The following is a 14628-nucleotide window of genomic DNA, read 5'->3' on the forward strand; positions in this document are numbered from 1 at the left end:
CGCGCCTGCCCGGAGCCGCCCGATGAAATTCGCCCCCCTCCTCGCCCTTGGCCTCCTGCTCGGTCTCGCCGCACCTGCCCTAGCGCAGACCAAGCCCGGCGTCTGGACCCACGCCTTCACCATGCAGGGCGAACCCAAATATGCCGAGGGCTTTGCCCATTTCGACTACGTCAATCCGGACGCCCCCAAGACGGGCGTTGTCCGCATAGGCGACATGGGTGGCTTTGATACCTTCAACCCCATCCTGCCCAAGGGCGAGGCCGCCGGTGGCCTGGGTCTGGTCTACGAGACCCTGCTCACCCCTTCACTGGATGAGAACAACACCTATTACGGACTTCTCGCCAAGAGCCTGATGATCGCGCCTGACTACAGCGCCGTCACCTTCCGCATCGACCCTGCCGCCAAATGGCAGGATGGCGAACCCGTCAGCGCCGAGGATGTCGTCTGGTCGTTCGACAAGTCACGCGAGCTCAATCCCAACTCGGCGCAATACTACGCTGATATCACCAAGGCCGAGGTCACCGCGCCCGGCGAAGTCACCTTCAGCTTCTCCAAGACCGACAACCGCGAGCTTCCCCTTATCCTGGGCCAGCTCACCGTGTTGCCCAAGCATTGGTGGGAGGGCACCGATGCCAAGGGCGCCAAGCGCAACATCGGCCAGTCGACGCTCGAAAAGCCCATGGGCTCGGGCGCCTATGAGCTGGCCAGCTTCGACGCTGGTCGCACCATCACCTACAAGCGCCGCGCCGACTATTGGGGGGCCAGCCAGCCCACCCAGGTCGGCACTGACAATTTCGACGAATATCGCATCGAATACTTCCTCGATCTGACCGTGCAGTTCGAGGCCTTCAAAGGCGACCAGTTTGACTGGTGGACCGAAAACCAGGCGCGCCGCTGGGCCACCGCCTATGATTTCCCTGCCGTCGCCGATGGCCGCGTCATCAAGGAGCTTTTCCCCCAGGACTATGCCGGCAACGGCGTGATGGTCGCCTTCGTCCCCAACATGCGGCGCGACAAGTTCAAGGACGAGCGCGTGCGCGAAGCCCTCAACTATGCCTTCAATTTTGAGGAGCTGAGCAACACGCTGTTCTTCGGCCAGTATGACCGCATCGACAGCTACTTCTTCGGCCTGCCCTTCCGCTCCTCCGGCCTGCCCGAGGGCCAGGAGCTCGACATCCTCAATTCGGTCAAGGATCTGGTGCCGCCCTCGGTCTTTACCGAGCCCTATACCAATCCCGTAGGTGGCGATTCCACCAAGCTGCGCGAAAACCTGCGCACCGCGCTGACCCTGCTGACCGAGGCTGGCTACAAGCTCGACGGCACGCGCCTGGTCGATGCCAGCGGCACCCAGCTCAGCTTTGAGATCCTGCTCAATGGCCCCACCATCGAGCCGGTGGCCGCCAATCTGGTGGCCAATCTGGCCCTCATCGGCGTCGAGGCCAAGGTCCGCTCGGTCGATAGCCCGCAGTATATCAACCGCGTCCGCAGCTTTGACTATGACGTCATCTACACCGGCTGGAGCCAGTCCTTCTCGCCGGGCAATGAGCAGCGCTATTTCTTCGGTTCCGAAAACGTCGACAAGGAAGGCGCGCAGAACTACGCCGGCATCGCCGACAAGGGCGTCGACGCCCTGATCGAACAGCTCATCGCCGCCAAGGACCGTCCCACCCAGGAAGCCGCGGTCAAGGCGCTCGATCGCGTGTTGCTGCACCATCACTATCTGGTGCCCAGCTATACCCTGCGCAATACGCGTGCCGCCCGCTGGGATCGCTTCAGCCACCCCGAAACCCTGCCGGAATTCTCCTCGGGCTTCCCCACCATCTGGTGGTATGACGCCGAAAAGGCCGCCAGGACCGGCGGAGCGCAGTAGGGCCAGACGGCCATGAGGGCAGCGCTCTCATGGCCATTGGGTGTGGCCGGCCCTATTCGGGCTTGCGCGCCACCAGGTCGATCAGCGCCGACGGCCCGGCATGGGCAGTCCCTTCACTCAATTCAGCGTCATAGCTTTCAAGGCTGATGATCTCGAGCGCGGCAAAGCGATCCCGCAGCAGCTCTTCGGTGTAGAGATTTTCCAGCTGCGACGGCCCGCCGGTCCCATAGCCAAGTTGCTCGGGCCGGTAACCCTCGAGGAGCAAGATCCCGCCCGGCTTGAGCGTCTGCACCATGCCCGCGAACATCGCATCGCGCATGGCAGGCGGCGCGAACTGGATGAAGATCGCCGCCACCACGTCAAAGGCCGCCTCGGGCCAATCGTAGGCGCCAATATCGCCGCATTGCGTGGTGAGCGACACGCCCCGGTTGCGGGCCAGCTTCTCCGCCTTGGCCAATCCCACGGGCGATGCATCAATCGACAAGACGTCCAGCCCCTGCTCGGCCAGGAAAACGCCATTGCGCCCCTCGCCATCGGCCACTGCCAGCGCATTGCGATAGCCCCTGAGCCGGTCCGCATTGGCCGCGACGAACCGGTTCGGCGCCTCCCCGAAGATATAGCCGTCCTGACTGTAGCGCGTGTCCCAGAAGCTCATGTCCTGCCCATTGCTCGTGCGGAACACCGATCATAGCGCGCGTGCCGCACGCTTCGCCATCACGTCAGCGTCTAGATCGTAACCTTTTGCGACCCGCTGTCGAATGAGCCAGTACCCACCCTCATGGAGACCAAGCCATGTCGCACCATCTGCCCGCTTCGCTTGCCATGTTGCTCGCCACCCTTGCCGCCGTCCCGTCCGCCCAGGCTGACTCCCGCCCCGTCACGGTGGTCGAACTCTTCACCAGCCAGGGGTGCTCGTCCTGCCCGCCGGCCAATGCCAATTTGATCACGCTCAGCCAGCGTCCCGGCGTGCTGACCCTGAGCTATGCCGTGACCTATTGGGATCGGCTGGGCTGGAAAGATACCTTCAGCAAGCCCGAATTCACCGATCGCCAGGTTGTCTATGAACCAGCGCTAGACCAGTTTGGGCCCTATACGCCGCAGATGGTCGTCAATGGTGCCAGCACCGCTATTGGCAACCGTATCGCCGAGGTCGACACGCTGATTGCCGAGACAGCGCCCCTGGCCGGTCCGGACCTTTCGCTCGATGGCCAAAGCCTTGCCCTGGGTGGTGGCGACGCCCCAGCCGATGGCGCCGACATTTGGCGTGTCAGCTATGATCCCCACACCGTCGAAGTCGAAATACCCCGCGGCGAGAACGCCGGGCGCACACTCGCGCATACCCATGTGGTCCACACGCTCGAACACGTCGGAGTCTGGACCGGCCAGCCCCTGCAAACAGTCCTGACGCCGGCGGTTGACGGCCTGCACACTGCCATTCTGGTGCAACAGATGAACGGCGGCCCCATCCTCGCCGCCGTGACCGACTAGTAGTCGCGCTCGTAGAACACGCCCAGGCTGGTGTTGCCGTTCTGATTGGCTGCGCCAGTGACCTTGAGGTCGTCGGTGACGTCGAGGTTGATCGTCACCTTGCTCTGCCCACCGGCGCCGGCCTGCACGCCAAGATAGACATTGTCCTGCAAATACGTGCCCGCCTGCACGGCGACATTGCCCTTGTCGTCGGTCACCACGTCGAGGTCGGCGAGGCCAGCTGCGCCGCGCAGGCTGTCCACCAGTCCATTGCCGCCGCCGCCCACAAGCTCCGCCGCAGCCCCGGCCAGCTTGGCCAGTTGCAGCGGCGACAGTTCGCCCATCGAGCGCTTGAAGATCAGCCGGCTCAACACTTCGTCCTGCGGCAACATGGGACTTGAGGAGAAGCTCACATCGATATTGGAGGCGCGGCCCGACACCGTCACGAACACGGTGATGCCCTCGCCCTGCGTCCGCGCCACCAGGTTGAGCACCGGATCGAGATCGCCCACCAGCGTCACCGTTCCGGATTCAAAAGTCACCCGCTGGCCCAGGATCGAGAGACGTCCGCGATTGAGCGAGAAGGCGCCCACGGGCTGGATATCGCCAATCGGTCCAGTGATGCGCACCGATCCGCCCACTTCGGCATCCAGTCCGCGCCCGCGAATAAAGATCTGGTTGGGCGCACTGACCGTGATGTCGAGCACCACGCCCTTGGGTCGGGTCTGCGGAATGGGTGCACCGGTACGGTCATCGATCCGCGCCCGCTGCAGCGTCTGCTCAACCGCCCTGGGTGCGGCCACATGGTCCACATCGATCAGTGTTGCGCCGCCGCCGAAATTCTCCGGCACCGTGATATCGGCCTTTTCCACCCGCACGGCGCCCGACAGCAGCGGCGAACCCGCCAGATTGCCGGTCAGCGCCAGATCGCCCGACACCGTCGCCACGAACAGATTGCCGTCAGCATAGCGGGCCGAATTGAGCCCGACGCGCACATCAGCCGGGAAGCCGCCCGTCAGTCCCACCGTGCCCGAGCCGGACACCGATCCGCCGGACGCCAGATTGGCGCTGATGCTATCGATACGCAGGCTCTGCCCGTCAAGGCGCGCCGATGCAGCAATGCCGACCAGTCGCAGGTTGAGCTCAGGGTCGACATAGCCGGCGCCGTTTGTGGTGACGCGCCCACCATATTGCGGTGCCGCCAGCGAGCCGCTGACCTGCGCCTCGATATTGACCACCCCGCTCAACTGGCCACCACGATCGGCCACGAAACGATTGCCCAGCGCCAGCGGCGCCGAACCGCGCAGCGCCACGTTGAGGCCGCCACCACTCAGCGGCACCGTGCCCGAGCCGGTCACCGACAGACCACCCTGGCCCTGTGCAGTCAGCGAGGCCAGCGTCACACTGTTGTTGGCATAGCTGCCATTGGCAGACAGGCTCAGCGGCGTGATGCCAAAGCCATTGATCGCGGCAGCGCCGATACCGTCCGCCCGCGCCGAAAACTGAACCTGGGGATTGCTGCCCGTCCCCGTCACCTGCGCCTGGGCGTTGAGCGTGCCCGCCAGCCCCAGTTCCGGCAGGATCGTATTGGCGATCGACAGCGGCAGGGCCGTCACGTCGAGCGCGATGTTGAGCCGTTCACCAGCCGACCCGCTGGCGGTGATCGAACCCGAGCCCACGTTGAACCGCACGGCATCCAGCGACACGCTCGATCCGGCGACTTGCACCACTGTCGGCTGCGCCAGCCGCGCCGCCAGCTGGCCTTGTTGCAGTGCCGCCCTGTCCAGGGCCAGTCGGTAGCCATCCTGGGTTGGTGTCAGCGCGCCGGCCACATCCACATTGGTCCCGGTCGCAAGCGCCGCCTGCGCATCAAAGCGCGTTGTGTCACCGCTCTGGCTGGCCTTGGCCGCCAACGTGTCGATGTCCAGCCCTGCCGCGGCCACGCCGCGCGCATTGATCGCGCCGTCCACCATCGGCACGCCGAACAGATCGCCGATGCTGGCCGATACATCAGCCGAGGCCACGGCAATATCGTTGACCTTGAGACCGCTCACATCGGCGCGGATCGTGGCACTCTGCTTTTCGCCATCGGGCGCCAGCCGAAGGTCGGCATTGACCGCGCCCTCGGCGTCGACCAGCGCCAGCGCTGCCGCCACCGACACATCCGGCGACACAATCGTCAGCCCGCCATTGATCAGCCCGGTCAGAGACACGCGCGCCAGCCCGCCACTGATCTGCGTCCCTGCGGCCTGGAAGTCGATATTGCTCAACGTCTGCTCGGCCGGTGTCACGGCGACATCGGCAACCAGACTCGTACGGTGCCCATCAAGGCCCGCCGCACCATCAATCTTGCCCACGAGCCCGGCGTCGCTGTACTGCCCGGCAAAACCCAGCGCACCATCACGCAGTGCGCGCCCGGCGAGCGCACCCTGGGCAACCTTGGCGTCGAGATTGAGATCGATCAGCCCATCCTGTCCCTTGGCAGTGCCCACCACGGCCAAGGCGCCCTGCGCCTGTTGGGACAGCAGCGCCAGGTCGCTCAGATCCAGAGTGAAGCCAAAATCGGCCAATGCATTGGAATAGGTGCCGTCTGCCAGCACCTGCAGCTGGTCATTGCCGATGCGGAACTGCTCGGCCGTGATGCCGGTTTCGTCGCGCGCCACACGTCCGCTCAGCTTCACCGTGCCCTGCAGCAGGCCGTCGGCAATGGCGTCGTCGATCGTCAGGTTGGTCCCCGTGCCATCCAGCGTCAGGTTGAACCCGCCGGTCAGCGGCGCAATCGTACCTGAGGCTTTCAGCGACAGTCCGCCGCCAAGCGTCCGGTCGGCCAGTCCCGAAAACGGGGCAATGCTCGAGGTCTCGATGCCGACATCCCCGGAAAAGTCCAGTCCATCGAGCTGGCCGGACAGCGCCGCCGTCAGCACGCCGCCCACCACGCGCAATTGCGCCAATTGCACCGGCTTGCCGGCCTCGTATAGGCCAGCCAGCCCGATTCCGATGCTTTGCCCCAGCGCCGCTTCGATGGCGTCGCTAGCCGCGATGCCAGTCAGCGTACCGTCGCCGTTGAACGTCACCATGCGTGCCGCGGGATCGTCGAGTGCACTGGCCACCCCACCGGCCTTGAAGCTCAGATTCTCGGCCGCGAAGCCCGGCTGCGTGAAACCGCTCACCGTCAGATCGCTGGTCCAGTCCTGCGGACCAACGTCCGCCGTCCCGCCGAAATTGACATTGATCACGGCCGCATCGACCCGCGTAGCGCCGCCAGCAACCGGCAACACCACTGGATCGCCCGCCGGATCGGCCACGCGAGCTGTCAGCGACAGCTGGCGCAGGAAATTGTCTGCCGTGGTCTGCGCCGAGGCCTGCAGCGACAGCTGCCCGCCGCTCAGGCGCAGGCTGCTGATATCGAGCCCGCCGGCCGAGCGCACCAGAGCATTGGCGCTCAGGGCCGTCTCTTCACCGAAGAAGGGCCGGTAAGGCATCGCCACAAGCGTCGACAGTGGGCCGTGCAGATCGGCCGATACGGCGAAACCGTCGGCCTGTTGCTGCACTGTAGCCGCGCCGCTCAAGGCGGTCTGCCCATTGGCCTTGAGCTCCAGCGTGGTCTGCAGATCCGCCACCGGACCCTTGCCCGTCAGGTTCAGCGTCACCGCCGGCTTGTTCTCGATGCTCAGCAAATTGGCCAGCACGCCGTTTTCCGGCTCCACCAGCGATAGCGCGATGTCGACGCTATTGTCGGCGCGCGTATAGGCCAGATCCAGGTCAAGATTGCCGCCCGGGCCATCGAGCCGGACCACATCGACCTTGGTGTCGAGATTGCCGCCCTCAAGCGCAAATGCTCCCTCGACTGAGATCTCCGAACCCAGGCCGAACACGCTCTCGCCAAACGTCACCTTCGGCACGCTCAGCTGCTGCAGGACAATGGCCACCGGGAACTCCGGCACGCTGAAGCTGCCCGCTTCGGCCGGCGGCAGGTCCACAGCATCGCTGGGCACCGCATTGCGCAGATACTCGATGGAGTCCGCAGTCAGCGACCGCACGTCAAGCCGACCGGTGAACAGCGCCGCCTGGTTCCAGTTCAGCCGCGCATTGGTCACGCGCAGCCAGACGCCCTGCTCGTCCGAGATGGTGATCTCGCGCACCGACACGTCCGATCCCAGCGCGCCATCGATATTGGAAATGCGGATCTGCCGCTCCGGCGTGGACAGACGATCCTGCACGAAGCTGGTCAGCCAGTCCTTCTGCTGATCCTCGTTCATGCTCAGCACGTCCTGGGCAAACAACGCCGCCGGCGCACCCAGGCCAACGATCACCAGCAAGACAAGCCACAACCGCCGCATCAGAACGCCTGCCCGATGCCGACATAGACCGCATAGTCGGAGTCACCGGCCTTCTTGTTGAGTGGCACGGCGACGTCGAGGCGCAGCGGCCCCAGGCCCGTGTAGTAGCGCACACCGGCACCCGCGCCAATGCGCAGGTCCGACAGGCCCGGGAACACATCGGCCGCCACATAGCCGCCATCGACAAAGCCGACAACGCCAATTGTATCTGTCACCTTGGCCCGCGCTTCCAGCGAACCTTCCAGCAAATAGCGGCCGCCCGTCACAGTACCGGTGCCATTGTCGACGCCGATCGATTTGAAACCATAGCCGCGCACGGAGCCGCCGCCGCCGGCAAAGAACAGCTTGTCGGGCGGGATTTCCGCCAGGCTTGGTCCGAGCAGTACGCCAGCCTTAAGCCGGCCCGCCAGCACATAGGCGTCATTGTCGCCAAAGCCGAAATAGGTGCGCGCTTCCAGCGTCGCCCGCGCACCGGCATTGCCGTAGCGGAACTCGTAGAACGGATCGAGCGTGCCCTGAACATAGAACCCGGACGTCGCATCAACGCTGTCGTTGCGGAAATCGAACGTGCCTTCGCTGTAGAGCCCGGCCGTCGCGAAATCGCGCGTACCGAAGCTGTCGTCGAACCGGTTGCGCTCGAACTGCAGACCACCCGAGACGGTGATCTGGTCAGAGAGGAAGTGACTGAGCCCCAGCTTTCCGCTGGCCGACGTCTCGGTATATTTCGGATAGACCGTGCGTTCCGCCGAAATTGCCGCCACCAGATCGGTGTCCGGTGTCAGCAGTCCCGGCTTGGTGAACGTACCGCCGAACATATAGTCGAACTTGTCCGTCTCTATGGGGAAGGCAATGCTCGCCACCCGCGCATCGAGCCGCAGCCGCTCGGCCTGGCCAAACAGGTTTCGCCACAAATGATAGGCTTCCAGCCCCAGGCCGTCGATAGAGGCATAGGTGGCGCCAAAGCCGAAGCGCGCGCCGGGTAGCTCCTGCACGATCAGCGTATAGGGCAGCAGTCCGTCTGCGCCCACCTTGTCGGCAGCTTCCAGCCGCGCCGCCCGGAACACTTCGAGCCGGTCCAGCCGCTTCTGCGCCCGCACCAGGGCATCCGGGTCGTATTCCTCGCCCACAGCAAGGCCCGTCTGCCGCCGCACGAACGCGGGGTCCATGCGTTCGGTGCCGGTCACGGTGACGTCGCCAAAGGCGGCCTTGGGGCCGGGTTGAACGGTGATGGTCACATCGACCGTGGTGCTCTGATGGTCGGCCACCACATCGCGCGTGGCGATTTCCGCCTTGGGATAGCCTTGCTGCCGCCAGGCCTCGAGCGCCAGCGTTTCCGCCCTCAGGATGACGCTTGAGCGCGCGATCTGGCCAGTGCCAAACCCTTCCGTCATCGGCTGGGGCACCTGATCCCAGGGGTCACTGGTCGGCTGCGCCTGATTGATGATGTTGACGCTGTTGAAGCGGAACAGGGGACCGGGGTCCACCACCAGCGCCACGTCCACCGGATCGGGCAGGTTGACGTCCGGCGCCAGCTTGGCTGCCTCCTGCCCGCCCACGCGGATGCTCACCGTGCCGCCGTAATAGCCTTCATTGTAGAGCGCAGCCACGATGCGGCGGTAGTCACCCCGCGCCTTGGCCAATAGGCCCGCTGCGCCCGAAGCCGGTTCGCCCGCATCGGCCACCAGCGCCGAGGCATTGCGCACAACGCTCTCGAGCGCGCTGTCGGCATTGACCGTCACAACGACACTATAGGGCTGCGGGTCGGCGATGACGGCATCGGGATCGACCGCATTGGCGTCCTCGAACAGTCTGATGCCGAAAATTTCGAACGCACTGGCCGGTGCCGCGCCCAGGCCGAATCCGGCTGTCGCAACGCACACCGCGCAAATACTCGTGACCAGACGCGCTATATGCAGTGGACCAATTCCCGCCCGTTACGCTTCAACCAGACAAAGGCTGAAGCCAATTTAGCCCCTTGGTCGCAACAGACCATTAACAGTGCGCCCACCTGCCGGGCAGACGGGAGATGGCGTTACTGTACCGGCTTTGCGCCCTGCCACACAAGCAAGCTGGCTCCGGCAATGGGAAATTGTGATCGTCCGGCAACAGCCCGACACTGGCCCAGCCACTATTCGCGGGCCAGTGCCTCTACCGGGTCGAGCCGCGCTGCCGAGCGGGCCGGCATGAAGCCGAACACCACGCCGATCACGCTGGCCGACAGGATCGCCAGCATGATCGATTCCGTCGAATAGGCCAGCACGGCCCCCGGCACCATGGTGGTCAGCAGGGCACCCAGCCCAAAACTCAACCCCACGCCGGCAGCGCCGCCGATGAAGCACACCAGCACCGCCTCGATGAGGAATTGCCGCAGGATGTCGCCGCGCCGGGCGCCCACCGCCATGCGAATGCCGATCTCCTTGGTGCGCTCGGAGACGCTGACCAGCATGATGTTCATCACCCCGATGCCGCCCACTACCAGCGAGATGACGGCAATGGTCGAAATCAGCAGCGTCAGCGTCGCCGAGGTCGATTCGATGGTGTCGCGGATAGTGGCGGTGTTCTGCAGGAAAAAGTCGCTCTTGCCGCCATGCAGCCGCGTTACCAGTTCGGTGATCTCGCTCTCGGCCTGCGCCATGTCATAATCGTCGCTGACCCGCACCGAAATCGAGCTGAGATAGGATCGGCCCAGGATACGGTCCATGGCGGTGGTATAGGGCACATAGACATTGGCCGAATTGCCGCCCGGGCCGAATCCGCTGACCGTGTCCACGACACCGATCACCCGGACCGGCACCTTGCCGAGCAGGATCACCTGTCCAACGGGGTCTTCGCCATTGACGAAAAAGGCGTCCCGCGCATTGCCGTCGATCACCGCATCCTGCGTCCGCTGGTTGATGCTCTGGGCAGTGAACCCCGTGCCGGCTGCGAAAGTGCGGCCATTGACCTGGAAATAACCCTCGCCCACCCCGGTGACCGTGGCATTGGACGAGGTATTGCGAAAGAGCACCGTCGCATTGGTCGACACCTGCGGCGAGACGCTATTGGTATAGGGCTGTTGCGCGAGCGCCGCCGCGTCGCTGGGCACCAGCGTCTGGATGCGGTTTGAGCGCCGATCGCCAAACCCCGATCCGGGATAGACATTGATCGTGTTGGTACCGATCGAGGCGATATTGGCCAGCACGGTCTGCTGGCTGCCTTGCCCCAGCGCCACTACGCTCACCACCGAAGCGATGCCGATGATGATGCCCAGCATGGTCAGGAACGTACGCAACTTGTGCGCCACCATGGCGCGCACGGCCATGCGGAGCGCTTCCGTGCCGCGGTCGATGCCCTCACGCCAGCGCGCGATGCGGCGGATGCTCTCCTTGGGTCGCGCGACCACAGGCGCCTCGCCGGTGCGGCGGTCGGCGATGATTCTGCCATCGGAAATCTCGATCACCCGCTCGGCCTGCGCGGCAATGGCCGGGTCATGTGTCACGATGATGATGGTGTGCCCGTCCCGGTGCAACTCACCCAGCAGCGCCAGCAGTTCCTTGCCGCTCTTGCTGTCGAGCGCGCCGGTCGGCTCGTCGGCCAGGATCACCTCGCCGCCGTTCATCAGCGCGCGCGCCACGCTGACACGCTGTTGCTGGCCGCCCGACAGCGCATTGGGCCGATGCGTCAGCCGCTCGCCCAGCCCCAGCCGGGTGAGCAGCGCCGTTGCCCGCTTGCGGCGTGTCGCCCCCGCGATGCCCGCATAGATCGCCGGCATCTCCACATTTTCGACAGCGTCCAGATCGGCCAGCAGCTGATATCGCTGGAAGATGAAGCCGAAATGCTCGCGCCGCAGCTCGGCCAGCGCATCGGGCGCCAGCTTGCTCACATCGCGCCCGGCAAAGGTGAACGTGCCGCTGGTGGGCCGGTCCAGGCACCCCAGGATGTTCATCAGCGTCGACTTGCCCGAACCCGACTGGCCGATGATCGCCACCAGCTCGCCCTGGGCAATGTCGAGATCGACATTGTCGAGCACCGTCACCGCTTCCGCGCCCGTCTGGAACCTGCGCGTCAGCCCGCGGACCGAGATCAATGGCGTGCTCACGGCCGCCCGCCGATAAACCCGCCTGCGCCGCCAAATCGGCTGCCGCCAGCGCCGCCGGCCCGATTGCCCGCGCCCCGCGCCCCGCCGCCCGACACAACCTCGTCGCCTTCGTTCAGCCCACTGGTAATCTCGGCCATCACATTGTTGTTCAGGCCCACCTCGATCCTGCGTGGCGTCGTGGTCTGCGTTGCCGGGTCATAAACCATCACCATGGTTTCGCCCCGGGGGTTCTTCTGCGTCACCAGCGCCGAGCTCAGCGTCAGCACATCATGCGCCTCATCCAGCACAATGGTCACCTGCGCAGTCATCGAGATGCGCAGCTTGTGGTCCGGGTTGGGCACGTCGAACAACCCGTTGTAGTACACGGCCGTATCCGTGCTGCTGCTGTCCGAATTGATCGAGGTTGGCGCAGGCTCCACCTCGCGCAGCTTGGCATCGATCTGCACGTCCGGTTCCCCCAGGATGGTGAAATAGACCCGCTGCCCGGCTGCCACGCGCACCACATCGGCCTCCGAGATTTCGGCCTTGATCACCATGGTGTCGAGATCGGCGATCTTGACGATGGTCGGAATGGTCGAGTTGGCGTTGACGGTCTGTCCCTGCTCCACCAGCAGCGCCACCACCGTACCGTCGCTGGGCGCCACGATCTTGGTCCGTGCCAGGTTCAGCTCCGCCGATTCCACACTGAGTTCGGCCTGCGCCACCTGCGCATCGAGCTGGTCGATCTGCGCCGCCGCTGAATCAACCGCTGCCTGTGCCGTGTCCAGGTCGGTCTGTGAGACAAGGCTATTGGCATTGAGTTGCTTGTTGCGCTCCAGGGCCGCAGTGGCCTTGACCAGCGTCGCTTCCTGGCTGCGCTTTTGTGCCTTGATACCGGCCAGCACCGCCTGCGCCGTTTTGACAGCATTCTCCTGGTCGAGGCTGTCGATCTCGGCGATCAGATCACCCTTCTTGATCGACTGCCCCAGCGAGACATGCAGCGCTTCGATGCGGCCGGATACTTCCGCGCCCACGCTGACGAGTGAGTTGGCCTCCAGTACGCCCGAGGCCAGCACTGTCTTTTCGATATTGCCGCGCTTTACGGCCACGGTCGTCGGCGCAGTCGCGGCCTGCGGCTCAGCCAGGAAATACCACCAGGCTGCACCGGCGGCGCCACCCAGCACGATCAGAATCACCAGCCACTTCAGGACGCGTCTCAAGCCATGCCATCCACAAATTGCGTTTCATGCCAATATAATGGCCTGGCCGGAACCGATCACGTGATCACTTGGTAATCACGTTACAATTTGGAAAGGTCGCGTAGCTTTGAGCGGCCTCGCGCGGTTGACGCCTTCGTGACCGCGGTTCACCCTGCCACCGCCGTGCCGAACACTCAGGACCCATCATGTATCAGATGCTCGACCCCAGCCGCTTCGTCGTCTTCATCACTGGCGCCACGTCGGGCTTTGGCGCTGCTGCGGCGCGCCGCTATGTGGCCGCCGGCGGCAAGGTCATCGCCACCGGTCGCCGCAGGGACCGGCTGATTGACCTGCAGATCGAGCTGGGCGCCGAAAACTGCCACATCGCCGAGCTCGACGTGCAGGATCGAGACGCCATCGCAGCCGTCATCGCCGATCTGCCGCGCCCTTTTGACGCCATCAATATCGTGCTGGCCAATGCCGGCCTGGCGCTGGGCCTGCAACCGGCAGCCGAGACCGACATTACCGATTGGGAAACCATGATCGCGACCAATGTCACCGGCCTCGCCTATACCGTACGGGCCCTTCTTCCCGGCATGATTGCGCGTGGCGGCGGCCACGTGGTGACCCTGGGTTCGGTTGCTGGCGACTACCCCTATCCCGGTGGTTCGGTCTATGGCGCTACCAAGGCCTTTGTGAAGCAGTTCGCCCTCAACATCCGCTCGGACGTGCAAGGCAAGAACATCCGCGTCACCAATATCGAGCCGGGCCTGACCGAGACCGAATTCTCCCTCGTTCGCTTCAAGGGCGACGAGTCCAAGGCCGCACAGCCCTATGCCGGCACCAAGGCCATGAATGCCGACGACATTGCCGAGACCATCTTCTGGAGCACCACGCTCCCGGCCCATGTCAACGTCAACCGGCTCCAGGTCATGGCCACCACCCAGGCCTTTGGTCCCTTTGACATCTATCGCCAGTCCTGACCCTTCGTTTCCTGTTTCGCCGGAGCCCGCCCATGCACCGCCTTGCCCTAGCCGCCACCGCCCTGTTCGCGCTTGCAGCACCTGTCTGGGCTGCGGAAGATACCCCGGTCTCCACCAAGGAGATCGGCACCGCCTGCATGCTGTCCGATCTGGGGGCCTGCAAGGTCATCACCGCCGGCTTCCTCAATCGCCACGACTACGGCGACAATGACGGCGAACCCTTCCTGGCCTGGCAGACCCAGTCCGGCTCGACCGAGTACGATGGCGTCATCGGTGGCTTTGTCCTCCTGCAATACAAGGACGGCTGGACCGTGTTGGATTCCGGCTTTGACGGGTATTTCGACATGCCCCGCCTCAACGATGACGGCGTGCTGCATCAGCCGGGCTATGGGCAGGGCACGGGGGTCGCCAATGCTGACCGCCTCTACCAGCGCGACCCCGACACCGGCGACTTCATCGCCGTCGACATGGATCAGTGGAAAGACACCATTGGCGACCGCCTGCCCCAGGGCCTGGGCATCTGGAAAGGCGTCGCCTATGATTTTTCCCGCCCATGGGCCGGCTACGAGGCGGTCACCAACCTCTGGAAAGACGACGATGCCAACTGCTGCCCCTCGGGCGGCGTCGCAACCATCAAGCTGGAAATTCAGGATCATGTCCTGGTCGCAACCGATGTTGTCCTGAGCTCGCCTGACCCGTCTGCGGAATAGCG

9 protein-coding genes are annotated in these 14628 nt (G+C 64.6%); 4 read left to right on the forward strand and 5 right to left on the reverse strand.

Features of this window, described 5'->3' with window-relative positions; all coding sequences use genetic code 11:
* Nucleotides 1-22: 22 nt before the first annotated feature.
* On the forward strand, nucleotides 23-1870 hold the full coding sequence (locus K1177_RS11225; protein ID WP_224703384.1) for an extracellular solute-binding protein: 1848 nt from the start codon (nucleotides 23-25) through the stop codon (nucleotides 1868-1870).
* 52 nt (nucleotides 1871-1922) lie between these two features.
* On the opposite strand, the gene K1177_RS11230 is transcribed toward K1177_RS11225, so the two are convergent.
* Entirely contained in the window at nucleotides 1923-2525 is a 603-nt protein-coding gene (locus tag K1177_RS11230) for a class I SAM-dependent methyltransferase (RefSeq protein WP_224703385.1), read from the reverse strand.
* A gap of 137 nt (nucleotides 2526-2662) precedes the next feature.
* On the opposite strand from K1177_RS11230, the gene K1177_RS11235 reads away from it, so the two are divergent.
* The gene (locus K1177_RS11235; RefSeq protein ID WP_224703386.1) at nucleotides 2663-3358 is read left to right on the forward strand and encodes a DUF1223 domain-containing protein; all 696 of its coding nucleotides are present in this window, start codon (nucleotides 2663-2665) and stop codon (nucleotides 3356-3358) included.
* Here the strand turns inward: K1177_RS11235 and K1177_RS11240 are convergent.
* The 4 genes from K1177_RS11240 to K1177_RS11255 all read right to left on the reverse strand — a co-directional run bounded on the left by K1177_RS11240 (nucleotide 3355) and on the right by K1177_RS11255 (nucleotide 12954).
* Complete coding sequence (locus K1177_RS11240) at nucleotides 3355-7677, reverse strand: translocation/assembly module TamB domain-containing protein (RefSeq protein ID WP_224703387.1); 4323 nt, start codon at nucleotides 7675-7677, stop codon at nucleotides 3355-3357. The genes K1177_RS11235 and K1177_RS11240 overlap by 4 nt on opposite strands.
* Nucleotides 7677-9557, reverse strand: coding sequence for an autotransporter assembly complex protein TamA (locus tag K1177_RS11245; protein ID WP_224703388.1), 1881 nt, complete (start codon nucleotides 9555-9557; stop codon nucleotides 7677-7679). The genes K1177_RS11240 and K1177_RS11245 overlap by 1 nt, the downstream gene beginning before the upstream one ends.
* Before the next feature lie 248 nt (nucleotides 9558-9805).
* A complete protein-coding gene (locus tag K1177_RS11250; RefSeq protein WP_224703389.1) occupies nucleotides 9806-11755 on the reverse strand; it encodes a MacB family efflux pump subunit in 1950 nt (649 codons plus the stop codon).
* Nucleotides 11752-12954, reverse strand: a complete 1203-nt coding sequence (locus K1177_RS11255) for an efflux RND transporter periplasmic adaptor subunit (RefSeq protein ID WP_224703390.1) — start codon at nucleotides 12952-12954, stop codon at nucleotides 11752-11754. The genes K1177_RS11250 and K1177_RS11255 overlap by 4 nt, the downstream gene beginning before the upstream one ends.
* A 185-nt stretch (nucleotides 12955-13139) precedes the next feature.
* Here K1177_RS11255 and K1177_RS11260 point away from each other — a divergent pair, with 185 nt between their 5' ends.
* Complete coding sequence (locus K1177_RS11260; protein WP_224703391.1) at nucleotides 13140-13916, forward strand: SDR family NAD(P)-dependent oxidoreductase; 777 nt, start codon at nucleotides 13140-13142, stop codon at nucleotides 13914-13916.
* A gap of 32 nt (nucleotides 13917-13948) precedes the next feature.
* On the forward strand, nucleotides 13949-14626 hold the full coding sequence (locus K1177_RS11265; protein ID WP_224703392.1) for a hypothetical protein: 678 nt from the start codon (nucleotides 13949-13951) through the stop codon (nucleotides 14624-14626).
* Nucleotides 14627-14628 lie beyond the last annotated feature (2 nt).

This window comes from Devosia aquimaris, assembly GCF_020169335.1.
Classification (GTDB): domain Bacteria; phylum Pseudomonadota; class Alphaproteobacteria; order Rhizobiales; family Devosiaceae; genus Devosia; species Devosia aquimaris.